Genomic DNA, 14,700 nt, shown 5'->3' with positions numbered 1-14,700 from the left:
GGGTGAAAGGCCAATCAAACTCCGTGATAGCTGGTTCTCCCCGAAATGCATTTAGGTGCAGCGTCGCGTGTTTCTTGCCGGAGGTAGAGCACTGGATGGTCTAGGGGGCCCACAAGCTTACCGAAATCAGCCAAACTCCGAATGCCGGTAAGTGAGAGCGCGGCAGTGAGACTGCGGGGGATAAGCTTCGTAGTCGAGAGGGAAACAGCCCAGATCACCAGCTAAGGCCCCTAAGCGTGTGCTAAGTGGAAAAGGATGTGGGGTCGCATAGACAACCAGGAGGTTGGCTTAGAAGCAGCCACCCTTTAAAGAGTGCGTAATAGCTCACTGGTCAAGTGGTTCCGCGCCGACAATGTAGCGGGGCTCAAGTACACCGCCGAAGCTGTGGCACTCACACAATGACTTCGCCGGCGCCTTCGGGTGTTGGTGCAGGTGTGTGGGTGGGTAGGGGAGCGTCGTGCCGGGGGTGAAGCAGCCGAGTGATCGAGTTGTGGACGCGGCACGAGTGAGAATGCAGGCATGAGTAGCGAAAGAAGGGTGAGAAACCCTTCCGCCGGATGACCAAGGGTTCCAGGGCCAGGCTAATCCGCCCTGGGTGAGTCGGGACCTAAGGCGAGGCCGAGAGGCGTAGTCGATGGACAACGGGTTGATATTCCCGTACCCGCGAAAGAGCGACCCTGATGAACCTCGTTGTGCTAACCACCCAAACCGGCGGCGACCTTCGGGTCAATGTTGGGGAGCGTGGGAACCTGGCGGGTAGTAGTCAAGCGATGGGGTGACGCAGGAAGGTAGCTGATCCCGGCCGGTGGTTGTGCCGGGGTAAGCGTGTAGGCCGTGCTGTAGGCAAATCCGCAGCACATGTAGGCTGAGACGTGATGCCGAGCCGATTCAGGTGAAGTCAGTGATCCTATGCTGCCGAGAAAAGCCTCTAGCGAGTTCTGAGCGGCCCGTACCCCAAACCGACACAGGTGGTCAGGTAGAGAATACCGAGGCGATCGGGCGAACTGTGGTTAAGGAACTCGGCAAATTGCCCCCGTAACTTAGGGAGAAGGGGGGCCGGAGACGTGAAGCCCCGCGCGGGTGGAGCGTTGTATGGCCGCAGAGAGCAGGGGGAAGCGACTGTTTACTAAAAACACAGGTCCATGCGAAGAAGTAATTCGATGTATATGGACTGACGCCTGCCCGGTGCTGGAACGTTAAGGGGACCTGTTAGCTCTTCGGGGCGAAGCGGAGAACTTAAGCGCCAGTAAACGGCGGTGGTAACTATAACCATCCTAAGGTAGCGAAATTCCTTGTCGGGTAAGTTCCGACCTGCACGAATGGCGTAACGACTTCCCCACTGTCTCAACCACAGGCCCGGCGAAATTGCATTACGAGTAAAGATGCTCGTTACGCGCGGCAGGACGGAAAGACCCCGGGACCTTTACTATAGCTTGACATTGGTATCCGAATTAGCTTGTGTAGGATAGGTGGGAGCCGGTGAAGTCCATACGCCAGTATGGGTGGAGGCAATCTTGAAATACCACTCTGGTTGATTTGGGTATCTAACTTCGGACCGTGATCCGGTTCAGGGACAGTGTCTGGTGGGTAGTTTAACTGGGGCGGTTGCCTCCTAAAGGGTAACGGAGGCGCCCAAAGGTTCCCTCAGCCTGGTTGGCAATCAGGTGTTGAGTGCAAGTACACAAGGGAGCTTGACTGTGAGACTGACAGGTCGAGCAGGGACGAAAGTCGGGACTAGTGATCCGGCACTTGCGTGTGGAAGCGGTGTCGCTCAACGGATAAAAGGTACCCCGGGGATAACAGGCTGATCTTCCCCAAGAGTCCATATCGACGGGATGGTTTGGCACCTCGATGTCGGCTCGTCGCATCCTGGGGCTGTAGCAGGTCCCAAGGGTTGGGCTGTTCGCCCATTAAAGCGGTACGCGAGCTGGGTTTAGAACGTCGTGAGACAGTTCGGTCCCTATCCGCCGTGCGCGTAGGATACTTGAGAAGGGCTGTCCCTAGTACGAGAGGACCGGGACGGACGAACCTCTGGTGTGCCAGTTGTCCCGCCAGGGGCACGGCTGGTTAGCTACGTTCGGAAGGGATAACCGCTGAAAGCATCTAAGCGGGAAGCTCGCTTCAAGATGAGGTATCCCACCACCCATTGGGTGGGTAAGGCCCCCAGCTAGACGACTGGGTTGATAGGCCGGAAATGTAAGCCCGGTAACGGGTTCAGTTGACCGGTACTAATAGGCCGAGGACTTGACTACTAAGCTGCTACGCGTCCACTGTGCAACTCACAGCAAACGAACAACAGACCACTGTGTGGTGTTGTTTGATATGTTGATAGAGTTACGGCGGTCATGGCGGAGGGGAAACGCCCGGTCACATTCCGAACCCGGAAGCTAAGCCCTCCAGCGCCGATGGTACTGCACTCGTGAGGGTGTGGGAGAGTAGGACACCGCCGGACAATCTTCCATTCAGGGCCACCCCACGAGGGGTGGCCCTGAATGCATTCCACCCTATTTCTGGCTCCGCCAGCTTTTGGTCTGGTTGCGGTTGGGGGTGTGGCCCCGCCGTGCCCGGCTCCGGGCGGTCAGGCTTGATCCCTGCGCCGTGCACGGCGGGGCCACACCCGATCCTGGTCACCACCCGCCCGCCAGCAACAGCCCCCCGAAACCAACAAGGGGCCGATCACATGAAGAAGGGCTGGCAGCCGGTGGCAGCTGTAACCGGTCGAGTTGACCCACTGGCGACCACCAACACCGGTCGGTGGGAACCCCCTCACCCCAGCGGGGGCTCGGGCGCTGGCACTCATCTGCCACCCGCAAGTTCCCGCGGATCGGGACCACGACGAGGGTGGGGCCCGCCGTGCCCGGCTCCGGGCGGTCAGGCTTGATCCCTGCGCCGGGCACGGCGGGCCCCACCCCGGAACCGCAAGCGACCACGGCCGCGGAGGGAACGGCTCCTAGCCGCGGTTTCGGGTCCCCGCCCAGGCGGTAGAGGGCATGCCCAGCGATCGGTCGCACCCTGACACGCGTCCCGCCGGGCCCGGCTCGAAGCTGGCGGGTGAACCACCCCCAACCGCGAGCGACCACGGCCGCCGAGCTGCCAAGTAAGAATGATCGACCCGCGACCTGGTGCCGCCGGCGAGATCCGTCGAATCCGCGGCGGGCCGGCGGCCGGCTCTCGTACCGTCGGGGCAGGTCAGGCTCGTGGAGGGACGTGGGGAGCGGGTATGAAGATCGGCATCATCGGGTCCGGGCACATCGGCGGCACGCTCACCCGGCGGCTGAGCGCTCTGGGGCACGACGTCACCGTCGCCAACTCGCGCGGCCCGCAGACCCTCGCCGAGCTGGCTCAGGAGACCGGGGCGACGGCCGGCACCGTCGAGCAGGCGGCCCAGGGCTCCGACGTGGTGGTCGTGGCCGTGCCGCTGAAGGCCGTACCGGAACTGCCGGCCGAGGCGTTCGCCGGCACGGTGGTGGTCGACGCGGACAACTACTACCCCGAGCGGGACGGGAACATCGCCGAGCTTCAGGACCGCAGCGTCTCGTCCAGCCGCTGGACCGCCGACCACCTCCAGGGCGCCCGGGTGGTGAAGACGTTCAACACGATCATGGCGCAGCACCTGATGGAGAACGGGCGCCCGGCCGGCCAGGCGGGCCGGATCGCGCTGCCGGTGGCCGGCGACGACGCCGAGGCGAAGCGGATGGTGATGGAGCTGGTGGACGCCCTGGGCTTCGACCCCGTCGACGGCGGATCGCTGGACGAGAGCTGGCGGCAGCAGCCCGGCACCCCCGTCTACGGCGCCGACCTGGACGCGGACGGCGTACGGCAGGGTCTGGCGCAGGCTCGGCCCTGAGCGCGTACGAAAACAGACTGCCCCGCCGGCGACGGAGCCGGCGGGGCAGTTGTCAGCGTGCGCCCGGCGGGCGTCAGGAGGGTTCGGCGCCGCAGATGTAGCGGGGCTCCGCGTCGTAGCGCCAGGTGAACTTCTCCCGCTTGACCACCTTGCCGTCCTTGCGGATCACCCGGTACGCGTCCTGGGTGAAGCCGTCGATGCCGTTTGCCGGGATGCAGGACGGGCCCGGCTTCAGGTAGATGGTCTTGGGCTTGGTGATGTTGCGGCGCGGGCTGTACTCGGTCTTCACGCTGTCGTAGATCTTCGTGCTCCAGATCGACACGGTGATCGAGCTGGACGTGTACGAGGTGTCGATGAGCAGCCCGTACGGGGTGTTGTTGCGGAACTTGAAGTCCAGGTTGGGCCAGAAGATCGTCGACTCGATGACCGCCGGGTACCGGCTGAACCAGTAGGAGTGCGGCTTGTGCTCGACGTCCTCCAGGCCGGCGTAGTAGGTGGCATTGAAGAGCGTGGTGGTGAACTGCGAGGTGCCGCCGCCGACGCCGGGCACCAGCTTGCCGTCGAGGATGACCGGGGCGTCCCGGTAGCCCTGGGCGTAGCCGCGTTCGCCGGTGTGGCCGTTGAGCGAGAACGTCTCGCCCGGCAGCACCACTGTGCCGTCCACGTCCTTGGCGATGGTGACGATGTTCTGGCTGCGCGGCGAGGAGAGGCCACCGGTGAACCGGGTGGTGAAGGAGGAGACCTTCTCCTTGATCCCCAGCTCGGCCACCTTCGTCGCGGTCAGCTCCGGCTCGGCCGGCTTCAGCTCGCCGGTGACCTCCCGACCGTCCGCCTTTGGCAGGACCGCCAGCAGATCGCGGGCCAGCGCCGCGCCGTCCAGCTGCTGGCCGGGCCGACCGTTGTCGACCACCTTCGGCCTGCCGCCGGAGATGGCCATCCGGGCGTCCTTCGGCGGCACCTCGATCTTCGTCAGGTCGTCGCCCAGCGCCGCGCGCAGCCGCTTCACGTCCACCTGCGGGGTCAGCGTGCCGGCCTTGTCAGCGGTGAAGCGCAGGCTCTTCGCGATCGCCCTGGGGCCGATGGTGACCGAGCCCTTGTCGGTGCTCAGCTTCACCGGCGCGGCCACGGCCGGCTTCGCCAGCTCGGCGACCATCCGGTCGACCTCCTCGGCGGTGGTCGCCGGGTGCGTCTCGACCAGCGGCACGGTGACCGGCTGCCCGCTCAGCCACCCCTGGCGCACCGCCTCGGCGGAGCGCTCCGGGTCGAGCGCCAGGCTCGGCTTCGGGTGGACCGCCTTCGGGGTGGTGCCGGAGAAGGTGATCGCCGGCATGGTCATCTTCCGGCCCTGGTCGCCGACGACCTTGGCGAGCGCGGCGTCGAGCCGGGCGATGTCCACCGTGACCACCGGCGGGACGCTGCGCTCGCCGACCAGCCGGTCGACCGCGTGCGCCCGCGCCTCGGCCGCCGCCGCCACGGTGGCGTCCACGTCGACAGCGAGGCCGACCTCGGCCGGGTTCAGCTCGGCGGTCCGCTCGCCCACCCGTACCGGCACCGGGGCGGCCAGCTCGGCCGCGCGGCGGTCCAGCTCGGCCCGGAGCTCCCGGGCCGCGTCCGCCCGGCTCCGGCCGCCCAGCTCGGCGCCGAGCACGGTGGTGCCGCGCGGCACGTCCCCGGCGTACGCGTAGGCGCCCACCCCGCCCACGGAGGCCAGCACCGCCGCGGTGATCCCGCCGGCGAGCAGCATCCGGATCCGCCGCCGCGCTCCCCCGCCCGCCGGACGGCCCGGCACGCCGGCCTCCGGATCGTCACCGGGCCAGCTGACCGCGGTGACCTGGACGGTGGGCCGGTCGTCGGCAGGTGGAACTTTCTCGCCGTACAGCGTCACAGCAACCTCGATCGGGACATACCACACGGGGGCCGTCGCCCCGGGAGACACCTACGGTAGCCAACGCTCGGGCGGTCGGGGAGTCTGCGCCCCGCGCCCGCCGGCACCGCGTGTCGCCCGGCGTGTCGCGGGGCCGGGCCGGTGCGCCGACCCGGGCGGGCTCGTGGCACCGTATGGGCATGCGGGCGGACGGCGTGGTCCTGGCGTACGGCGGCGGCTGGCTGGACCGGGCGGGGCCGCTGCGCGCCGACCCGGACCGGATCACCGCCCTGCTGACCGACCCGCGCACCGCCGTGCTGCCGCTGTGGCGGGATCGCTGCCTGGTCACGTCCGGGGAGAGACTGGTGCGGCTGGCCGCCGACCGGGCCGCGGCCGCGCTCGCCGCCGCCGACGAGACGGTCTTCCTCGGCCTGGACGGCGACACCGCGATCTTCGCCGTGGACCTGTCCGGGCATCCGGAGACGGAGGCGGTCCGGCTGACCGGGGCGGCCTCGACGGTGGACGTGCGGGCGCTGGTGGGCCGGCTCGGCCCGGCCGAGGCGTCCGTGCAGGCGTACGCTCGCGGCCTGCTGCACTGGCACCGGCAGCAGTGCTACTGCGGCAGCTGCGGTGCCCGGACCACGCCCCGCGACGGTGGACACGTTCGCTCCTGCTCCGGTGCCGACTGCGGGCGGCTGCTCTTCCCCCGGATCGAGCCGGCGATCATCGTGCTGGTCGAGGCGCCCGGCACCCCCGACCGTTGCCTGCTGGCCCGGCACCGGGGCGCGCCCGAGGGGTCGTACTCGATGCTCGCCGGGTTCGTCGAGGTGGGCGAGAGCCTGGAGGACGCGGTCCGGCGGGAGATGGCCGAGGAGGCCGGGGTGACGGTGACCGACCTGGCGTACCAGGGGTCGCAGGCGTGGCCCTTCCCGGCCGGGCTGATGGTCGGCTTCCGGGCCACCGCCGCCTCCGAGACGGTGCGGGTGGACGGGGAGGAACTGGTGGAGGCGCGCTGGTTCACCCGGAACGAGCTGCGGGCGCGGGAGGCCGCCGGCCGGCCGCTCGGCCGCCCCGATTCGATCGACCGGCACCTGCTCGGCTCCTGGCTGGCCGCCGGCGACTGAGCCCTCCGCCGGCGACTGAGCCGCCCGCCCGGCGTCTGGCTCGCCGCACGGTGATCGGGCCCCCGCGCGACCGGGCAGCCCGGCGGCCGGACGCCCGGCGGTGGCTGGCTTCCGGGCCGGTGGCTGGGTGCCTGTCAGCGGCGGGCGGGACGGAAGGCCAGCCAGGCCATCACGGCCGCGGTCAGCCCGGCGGTGACGAGTGCGGTGGTGAGCACCCCGGCCACCGTGCGGGGGGCGACCAGCAGGGCCGCTGCGGCCAGGCCGGCGGTGGCCACCCAGAGCGGCGCGGCCGGCCATCGCCCCCCCGCCGCCACCCGGTCGTTCACCAGCATGAACACCACCGCGTAGAGGGCGCCGGTGGCGGCGAAGAGCGGCGCCTCGCCGGCCAGGTGCAGGTAGTCCGCGCCGCCGGCCAGGCGGAACGCCAGCTCGCCGGCGACCGCGGCGGCGGTCACCAGCGCCGCTCCGCAGGCCAGGATGACCGCGAGCGCCAGCGCCCGGGCGCGCCGGTCGCCACGGGCCAGCCGGGGCAGCACCAGCAGGGTGACCACCTGCGGCGCCCAGAGCGCTCCCTTGGTGAGCACCGCGCCGACCGCGTACCCGCCGGAGCCGTCTGGGGGCAGCAGTTGGCGGGCGAGGATCAGGTCGGCGTACGAGACGACGAGCATGGCCAGGCTGGCCCCGCACGCGGTCAGCACGTGCCGGCCGGTCAGGCTTGCGTCCCCCGCCGGACCAGTGGCCGGGGCTCCAAGCGCGGAACCGGTGCCGGGCGCGGGACCGGTGGCCGGCCGGGCGAGGTGGGCCAGCAGCGGCAGCACGAGGAAGCCGGTGATGGTGCCGAAGAGCAGCGCGCCGACCGGGCCCCGGTCGAGGACGAGCCCGACGACCAGCCCGCCGTACCGCCCGGCGGCGAGCGCGGACATCGCCCCGGCGAGCCGCAGGAAGCGTTGGTCGCCTTGAAGCTCGCCGAGCCAGCGGCCGGCCAGCACGGTGGCGAAGGTGCTCGCGGCGAGCAGCAGGGTCAGCGTCACCGGGAGCCGCAGCGCCACGCCGAGCACCGGCGCCGCCGCGAGGGTCACTACGGCGCTGACCGCGGCGGTCCGCAACCCCAGCCGCGCCGTGCCGCTGGTGCCCCACCGCGCCCGGTGCGCCGCCACCGCGATCTGCACGCCGAACCCGGGCACGGCCGCGATGGCGCCGAGCGCCAGCACGGTGGCCAGCGCGCCCAGGTCACCGGCGGTCAACCGGCGGGCGCCGAACACCGGCACCAGGTACGCCAGTGCGTTGGTCAGCATGGTGGCGGCGGTGACGGCGACGCCCGCCGCGCCGAGCCGGGCCGCGCCGGCGTCCCTGCCCGTGGTCTGAGTCATGCCACCCCACGTCACCGCGCTGCTGTCCGGCGCGGGACCGTACGCGTCGCGGCCGGGGGATCCGTCGGGATGCGGTCCCGACCGGGGGAGACGGTACCGCTCAACCGACCGGCTCGACAGCCCCGCACCCTCGACCCCTGCCCGAACGACTGCCGAGCGTCTAGTGTGCTGGCCCATGGCGTCGACGAACCTGGCCCCGGCAGCGACCTCCGGACTGGCCGCACGGCTACCGGAGCGGGCCGTCGGGGCCGCGATCCGCTGGGTCTACCCCAGGGTCGAGCCGGAGCTGGCCCGGCTCGCCGAGTTCGTTCCGCGCGGCGGCACCGCCGTCGACGTCGGCGCCTGGTACGGGCCCTGGACCGCACGCCTGCTGCGCCGCGCCGACCGGGTGGTCTCGGTGGAGCCCACCCCGCCGTTGGCCCGGCAGCTACGCGCCGCGTTCCCCACGGTCGAGGTGGTCGAGGCCGCGGTGTCGGACCACAACGGGAGCGCCGCGCTCTACCTACCCGCCGGTGGGGCGATCGTCGGCACCTCCTCGCTGGAGGACTCGGAACAGGGCGAGCCCCTGGCGGTCCGGCGGATCACCCTGGACTCGCTCGGCCTCACCGATGTGCGCTTCGTCAAGCTGGACATCGAGGGGCACGAGCTGCCGGCGCTGCGGGGCGCGGTGGAGACCGTCCGCCGGGACCGTCCGGTCTTGCTGATCGAGGTGGAGGAGCGGATCCAGCCGGTCCAACCGCTGCTGGAGTTGCTCACCGGGTGGGGCTATCGGGGCTATGTGCTCCCGGGGCGCGACTGGGTGCCGCTGGCCGACTTCGACCTGGGCGGGCACCAGCGGCAGAACATCGCCCGGGTCGGCCAGAGCTTCGCCCGGCGGGTGCTGTGGCCGCGGCCGCGCTACGTCAACTCGGTGCTGTTCCGTCCGGAATGACCGGCACGCTCACTGCTGCGGGGTCGGGGTGCCGACCGCCACCTCGTTGGTGCACAGGGTGACCCCGTAGCCGTTGACGGTCAGCTCGACGGCGTCCCCACCTCCGGTGACCTCGAAGAAGTACTGGTGCAGTCCCTGCCGCACGGGGAACTCCCGGGTGGCGGAGCCGAGACGGAAGGTGGCCGTCGTGTCGGCGGAGCTGAGGTAACCGATCCGGACCACCCAGAACCAGTCGTCCCGGGGTGCCGTGAGTGGCATGCGAACGGTCCGCCCGCCGGTGATCTTGTATCCGCAGCCGTCTTCCGGGCCGGGCACCACGGCGGGACCGTCGACGCTGACCGGCACGATCCGTCCCCTGGCGTCGAAGAGGGACGGGGCCTCGGCCTCGGTGACGAAGACCGGGGCGTCCCCCATGGCCTGGAAGAACTTGGACTGCCGGTTGTAGGGCGCGGAGAGCGCGGGCACCACCTCCGGCGGAACGGGCCGGTCGAAGAAGACCGTGTCGGGTGGCGCGGCGGCGAGCTCAACCCGCGCGGTCTCCAGGTAGACCTTGCCGCTCTTGACCGCCCACTCGTCGCCGAACCGGGCGGTGGTCCAGGCCGCTCCGAGTCCGCCGGCCAGCACCACGATGGTGAGCACCGTACTCACGGTCTCCCGGTGCCGGGCGAGCTGCGCCCGTAGCGAATCCCCGTCCCCGGCCGCCGGGTACCGCTGGTTGGCCGGTTCGGTGCTCCTCGTGGCCGCCGCCGGGCTGACCGGGTCGACCGGCCCGGGTGAAGTCGACGTCGACCTGGCGGGTGGAGTGCCGAACGGGCGACCCGGCCGGGCCACCTCGTCGTCGGCCGCTTCCGCGTGGATGACGCCGGCGTGGCGATGCGTGGCCGGCTGGTCGAGCCCGGCGGTGCCGGTGGGTGGAGCCGTGGCCGCCCGGGCGGCGGCCGGATCCGCCTCGGGATCGCGGGCGGCGTCCTCCGGTGTGGTCGGGCCCGCCGCAGTCGAGGGCGTGGGGGTGGCCAGCCCCAGGAGGGCGACGCCGAGGCAGAGCGCCGCCACCACGACCACGTCGCTGACGTACCGCGGCACCGCTCCGGCCACGTCGCTGTAGATCGAGCCGAGCCGGGTCGCTCCCAGCATCGTGGTGACCAGGGTCAGGTAGGCCGCGAGCAGTACCCAGGCCCGTCCGGCCGCCCGGCGCAGGCGCACGGTCACCACGACCAGGGTCAGGAACACCGCCCACGCGAGCCAGCGAGCCAGCTCGGGTGGAGCGGTCACCGGAGCGCCGTCACCCGCCGGCAACCACCGCCACGGCCCGCCGAGCAGGCCGGGAACGACCGTGGAGCCGAGCAGTTGGCCCAGGAACGACAGCACCTCGCTCAGCGAGTCGGGCCGCCGGAGCGAGGACTCCGCCCGCGACAGGTACAGCGCCAGGAAACCCAGCGAGAGGGCGGTGAGCATGGCCCAGGACGGCCAGTACCGGCGCACCGTGGTGAGTACCGCGTGCACCGGCGGGCCGCCGACGAGCAGGCATGCGGTGGCGAGGAAGACCAGTGGCACCACCAGCAACGCCTTCTCGAAGAAGAGCAGCCCGAACAGCACGGCGGCGGCCAGGCTGAGGAGGTGCCGCCGACGGCCGGTGCGGACGTACCGGACCTGGGCGCCGACGGCGAGCACCATGGCGATCTGCATCGGCAGCATGTTGACGCCGACGGCCCACCACGAGGTGGCCTCCAGGGTCAGCGGACTGAACAGGAAGACCGCGAGCGGGATGAGCATCGCCCAGCCGGGCCGCACCAGGGTGCGGAGCAGCCGGAAGAAGGACACCGCGAGGACCGTCTGGGCGGCGGTCAGCAGCAGCACGTACGGCCAGTAGGCGACGCCCGCCGCCCGGGTGACCAACCAGGTGCTGAGCAGGGCCGCCGGCATGAAGTGGTTGTTGTAGAGGGTGAGCAGGAAGTCCGGCGTCAGGTCTGCCTCCGACGCCCGGGAGATCAGCACCCAGTCGTCGACCGCCAGGTGGCCGCGCGACGCCAACTGCGCCCGCCACACCAGGCTGACCAGGACCATCACGACGCCGACGGCGCGTACCGGGTCGGCGCGCACCCAGCCGCCGAGCCAGCCGGTCTCGTCTCGCGTCTGATCCACCTCGGGTCCGGTCGATGCCATGGCGGGAAGACTGCCACACCGGTGACCGGTGGTCCCATCAGGTCAACGGATGGTTCCCCGCTGGTCCGCGTACAGTGTCGCCACCAGCGCGGCGGGCCGGTCGCGCCCCGGCAGTGGTGAGGTCGACGGATGCGCGAACGGCTGGTGCCGCACACGGTCGCCGCCGCCGTCACGGCGGTGGTGCTCGCGCCGCTGGCGCTCCCCGGCTACCTGCTCCGCTACGACATGGTCTTCGTGCCCCGGCAGCCGCTGGGCTGGGAGGTGATCGCCCCGGCCTCGGCGCTGCCCCGGGCGGTGCCGCAGGACGCGGTGGTGGCGCTGGCCAGCCAACTGGTGCCGGGCTGGCTGCTGCAACGGCTGGTGCTGGTGGCGATCCTGTACCTGGCCGCGCTGGGCGCCGCCCGCCTGGTGCCGACCGAGCGGGTCGGGGTACGGGTGGTGGCCGCGCTCGGGTACGCCTGGACGCCGTACCTGGCCGAGCGGCTGCTCATCGGGCAGTGGGGGCTGCTGGTCGCGTACGCCGCGCTGCCCTGGCTGGTGCGGGCGGCGCTCGGGGTGCGCGCGGGCCGGCCGGGGTCGCTGCCCCGGCTGCTGCTCGCCGCCGCGGCTTCCGCGATCACCCCCACCGGCGGGCTGCTCGCCCTGGTGGTGATCGCGGTGCTGGTGCCGGGCCGGTACCCGCGGGCGGCCCGGTCGGCGGCGCTCGCCCTGGGCGCGACGCTGCTGCTGAACGCGCCGTGGCTGGTGGCCGGGCTGGTCAGCGCGGGGACGGGCCGGTCCGACCCGGCCGGGGTGACGGCGTTCGCCGCCCGGGCGGAGAACTGGGCCGGGCCGCTGGTCGCGCTCGCCGGCACCGGTGGCATCTGGAACGCGCAGACCACCCCCGCCTCCCGGGCCGGGGTGGTGGTGCCGCTGGCCACCGTGCTGCTGCTGGCGGTCGCCGGGTACGGCGTACCGCTGCTGCGCCGGCGCTGGCCGCCGGCGATCGTCGGTCGGTTCGGTCTGCTCGCGGCCGGTTCCTGGCTGGCGGCGGCGGCCGGCGCGCTGCCCGGCGGCCCGGCCGTGCTCGGCTGGCTGGTCGCCGCGGTGCCCGGGGCGGGCCTGGTCCGGGACGGCCAGAAGCTGCTGATGCCCTACGCGCTCGCCCTGGCGGTGGCCGTGGCGCTCGGCGCGGAGCGGCTCGCCGACCGGCTGGCCGCCCGGTACGGGCCGGTCACCGGGCGGGTGCTGCTGGTCGGCGCGGCGCTGCTGCCGGTGGCGCTCCTGCCCGACCTGGCGGTCGGCGCGGCGGGCCGGCTGCGCCCGGTGAGCTGGCCGGCGGACTGGGCGGCGGTGGCACGGCTGGTCGACCAGCGGCCGGGTGAGGTGATCTCGCTGCCGTTCCAGGAGTACCAGCGCTACGGCTGGAACGGCGGCCAGGTAATGATCGACCCGGCCCCGCGCCACCTGGACGCGCCGGTGCTGATCGACGACACGCTGCGGGTGGGCGGGCTGGCGGTCGCCGGCGAGGACCCGCGGGCGGCCCGGGTGCGGGAGCTGCTGGCCACCGGTACGCCACTGGCGGCGGCCAACCCGCGCTGGGTGCTGGTGCAGCGGGCGGCCGGCCCGGCCCCGCCCGCGGCGGCGCTGGCCGGGCTCCGGGTCGCCCACGACGGGCCGGAGCTGACCCTCTACGAGAACCCGGCCTGGTCGGCGCCGGCGCCACCGGCGCGCCCCGGGCCGGTCGGGATCGCCCACCTGCTGGCCGGAATGGTGGTGATCGGCATCGGTTGTTCGGGCGCTGCGCGGGTGGGCTACCGCGTGGTAGCGTCCCGGCACGCGAGTCCCGCGGAAGGAGAAGGTGGATGAGGAACCTGCCCGCGTTCGTCGCCGTCGGGGTACTCGGGGTCGTGCTCGGCCTGCTCGGGAGTGTCGGTCTGGCGAGCGTGCTCAGCACGTCCGCCGACGAGGCCGTCACCAGCGTCAGCGAGCAGAGCGCCGAGCCTTCGCTGTACGGCACGCGCTGAACGAACGACGACGAAGGGCGCCCGCGTCAGGCGGGCGCCCTTCGTTTCGTCGGGTCGATCAGGCGGGCCGCTCCGTCGCCCGGGCCACCAGCTGCGCGAAGCGTGCCCCGGTCGCCTCCCAGGTGAACCGGGCGGCGTGCGCGAGCGCGGCCTCACCCATCGCCTTGCGCCGTACGTCGTCGCCGAGCAGCTCGCGCACCTGGGCGGTGAACTCCGCCTCGTCGTCGACGAGCAGGCCGGTCTCGTTGTCGACCATCGCCTCGGCGACCCCGCCGGCGTAGCGGAAGGCCACCGTCGGGGTGCTGCAGGCGGCGGCCTCGACGATGGTCAGCCCCCAGCCCTCCTTCAGCGAGGGGGTGAGCGCCAGCCAGGCGGAGGAGAGCACGGCGTGCTTCTCCTCCTCGCTGATGAAGCCGGTGAACCGGACGTGCCGGGTGATGCCGAGCGAGTCGCACAGCTCCCGCAGCGGCTTCTCCCACCACCCCTGGCCGGCCACCACCAGTTCCAGCTCGGGCAGCTCGCCGACCAGCTCGGCGACGGTCCGCAGGGCGATCTCCACCCGCTTGTGCGGCACCAGCCGGCCGAGCACCAGCAGGGACGGGTGAGGGGTGCGGGGCAGCGGCGGGCCGGTCACCGGCGGCGTGCCGTTGGGCACCACGTCGATCCGCTCGGCGGCCACCCCCAGCTCGGCCAGCTCCGCCCGGCTCGCCTCGGAGACGGTGACGTAGCGGCAGCGCCGGTAGAGCCGGACCGCCAGCCACGACTCGATCCACCAGCCCAACCGGGCCATCACCGGGCCGAACACCACCGGCCACTGCTCGCGGTGCACGTGGTGCACCAGCGCGACGACCGGCCGGCCGGCGTAGAGCGGGGCGAAGAACGGCACCCCGTTGCAGACGTCGACGACCAGGTCCGGCCGGCCGAGCCCACGCCGGCCGAGCGGGCCGAAGCCGAACCGGCCGGCGAGGTACGTCAGCGCGGCCCGGGCGTAGACCGTGTGCCGGCCGCCCCGCCGCAGCACCCGTACGCCGCCGGCGGTGGTGCCGCTCGGGCCGGCGTTGGCGTGCGCGGCGCAGAGCAGCGTCACCCGGTGGCCGGCGGCGACCAGTTCGGCAGCGATCCGCTCGATGTAGACCTCGGAGCCGCCGCCTTCCGGGTTCGTCGTGTCGCGCCAGTTGAGGAACAGGACGTGGCGTGAGGGGGTGCCGGAGTGGTCCACGCTGCTCCTACCGGTGAGTAAGTGAGCACGATCGCGCCACCCTAGGGCGGCCCGGCCCGGTCGCGCAATGGGTGGCCACGGCGGCGAAGATCCAATGACCGCCCGTCGTTCGGGGGTTTGCCGGCGGCCGAAAACCTTGGCAGGGTGTGCAGCGCCACTGCGTGTGGCGGGTGGGC

The 14,700-nt window shown here is 71.8% G+C and carries 9 protein-coding genes and 2 rRNA genes (1 of these 11 running past the window's edge); 7 read left to right on the top strand and 4 right to left on the bottom strand.

Annotation, left to right across the window (positions count from 1 at the left end):
- The 3 genes from GA0070609_RS27810 to GA0070609_RS27800 all read left to right on the top strand — a co-directional run.
- Positions 1-2,252: ribosomal RNA gene (locus GA0070609_RS27810) — 23S ribosomal RNA — on the top strand (it extends 860 nt beyond the left edge of the window).
- A gap of 83 nt (positions 2,253-2,335) precedes the next feature.
- A 5S ribosomal RNA gene (rrf, locus tag GA0070609_RS27805) occupies positions 2,336-2,452 on the top strand.
- A 651-nt stretch (positions 2,453-3,103) separates the two neighbouring features.
- The gene (locus tag GA0070609_RS27800; RefSeq protein WP_172899424.1) at positions 3,104-3,847 is read left to right on the top strand and encodes an NADPH-dependent F420 reductase; all 744 of its coding nucleotides are present in this window, start codon (positions 3,104-3,106) and stop codon (positions 3,845-3,847) included.
- Between the two features lie 73 nt (positions 3,848-3,920).
- Here the strand turns inward: GA0070609_RS27800 and GA0070609_RS27795 are convergent, their stop codons facing one another.
- Positions 3,921-5,732 carry a VanW family protein gene (locus GA0070609_RS27795; RefSeq protein ID WP_088996527.1) on the bottom strand — a complete coding sequence of 604 codons (1,812 nt, stop codon included), beginning with the start codon at positions 5,730-5,732 and terminating at the stop codon, positions 3,921-3,923.
- Positions 5,733-5,911: 179 nt separating this feature from the next.
- On the opposite strand from GA0070609_RS27795, the gene nudC reads away from it, so the two are divergent.
- Positions 5,912-6,835 carry an NAD(+) diphosphatase gene (nudC, locus tag GA0070609_RS27790; RefSeq protein WP_088998007.1) on the top strand — a complete coding sequence of 308 codons (924 nt, stop codon included), beginning with the start codon at positions 5,912-5,914 and terminating at the stop codon, positions 6,833-6,835.
- A 134-nt stretch (positions 6,836-6,969) separates the two neighbouring features.
- On the opposite strand, the gene GA0070609_RS27785 is transcribed toward nudC, so the two are convergent.
- Entirely contained in the window at positions 6,970-8,205 is a 1,236-nt protein-coding gene (locus GA0070609_RS27785; protein ID WP_197700192.1) for a polysaccharide biosynthesis protein, read from the bottom strand.
- Positions 8,206-8,380: 175 nt separating this feature from the next.
- Here GA0070609_RS27785 and GA0070609_RS27780 point away from each other — a divergent pair, with 175 nt between their 5' ends.
- Positions 8,381-9,136 carry an FkbM family methyltransferase gene (locus GA0070609_RS27780; RefSeq protein ID WP_088996526.1) on the top strand — a complete coding sequence of 252 codons (756 nt, stop codon included), beginning with the start codon at positions 8,381-8,383 and terminating at the stop codon, positions 9,134-9,136.
- A 9-nt stretch (positions 9,137-9,145) separates the two neighbouring features.
- Here the strand turns inward: GA0070609_RS27780 and GA0070609_RS27775 are convergent, their stop codons facing one another.
- Positions 9,146-11,278: a hypothetical protein gene (locus GA0070609_RS27775; RefSeq protein WP_088996525.1), complete on the bottom strand. Its 2,133-nt coding sequence runs from the start codon at positions 11,276-11,278 to the stop codon at positions 9,146-9,148.
- A gap of 150 nt (positions 11,279-11,428) precedes the next feature.
- Between GA0070609_RS27775 and GA0070609_RS27770 the strand changes: the two genes are divergently transcribed.
- The gene (locus GA0070609_RS27770) at positions 11,429-13,147 is read left to right on the top strand and encodes a hypothetical protein (protein ID WP_231928435.1); all 1,719 of its coding nucleotides are present in this window, start codon (positions 11,429-11,431) and stop codon (positions 13,145-13,147) included.
- Complete coding sequence (locus GA0070609_RS33735) at positions 13,144-13,305, top strand: hypothetical protein (protein ID WP_158289757.1); 162 nt, start codon at positions 13,144-13,146, stop codon at positions 13,303-13,305. The genes GA0070609_RS27770 and GA0070609_RS33735 overlap by 4 nt, the downstream gene beginning before the upstream one ends.
- Positions 13,306-13,363: 58 nt before the next feature.
- Here GA0070609_RS33735 and GA0070609_RS27765 read toward each other — a convergent pair whose 3' ends face one another.
- Positions 13,364-14,524 carry a glycosyltransferase family 4 protein gene (locus GA0070609_RS27765; protein WP_088996524.1) on the bottom strand — a complete coding sequence of 387 codons (1,161 nt, stop codon included), beginning with the start codon at positions 14,522-14,524 and terminating at the stop codon, positions 13,364-13,366.
- Positions 14,525-14,700: the final 176 nt, after the last annotated feature.

This window comes from Micromonospora echinaurantiaca (genome assembly GCF_900090235.1).
GTDB lineage: Bacteria > Actinomycetota > Actinomycetes > Mycobacteriales > Micromonosporaceae > Micromonospora > Micromonospora echinaurantiaca.
This window is presented reverse-complemented; position numbering and strand designations above follow the sequence as displayed.

Bases quoted from the DNA above. Each gene is read 5' to 3' on its own strand.
- GA0070609_RS27800 (WP_172899424.1), top strand. From the start codon at position 3,104: ATGATCGACCCGCGACCTGGTGCCGCCGGCGAGATCCGTCGAATCCGC.
- nudC (WP_088998007.1), top strand. From the start codon at position 5,912: ATGCGGGCGGACGGCGTGGTCCTGGCGTACGGCGGCGGCTGGCTGGAC.
- GA0070609_RS27785 (WP_197700192.1), bottom strand. From the start codon at position 8,205: ATGACTCAGACCACGGGCAGGGACGCCGGCGCGGCCCGGCTCGGCGCG.
- GA0070609_RS27780 (WP_088996526.1), top strand. From the start codon at position 8,381: ATGGCGTCGACGAACCTGGCCCCGGCAGCGACCTCCGGACTGGCCGCA.
- GA0070609_RS27770 (WP_231928435.1), top strand. From the start codon at position 11,429: ATGCGCGAACGGCTGGTGCCGCACACGGTCGCCGCCGCCGTCACGGCG.
- GA0070609_RS33735 (WP_158289757.1), top strand. From the start codon at position 13,144: ATGAGGAACCTGCCCGCGTTCGTCGCCGTCGGGGTACTCGGGGTCGTG.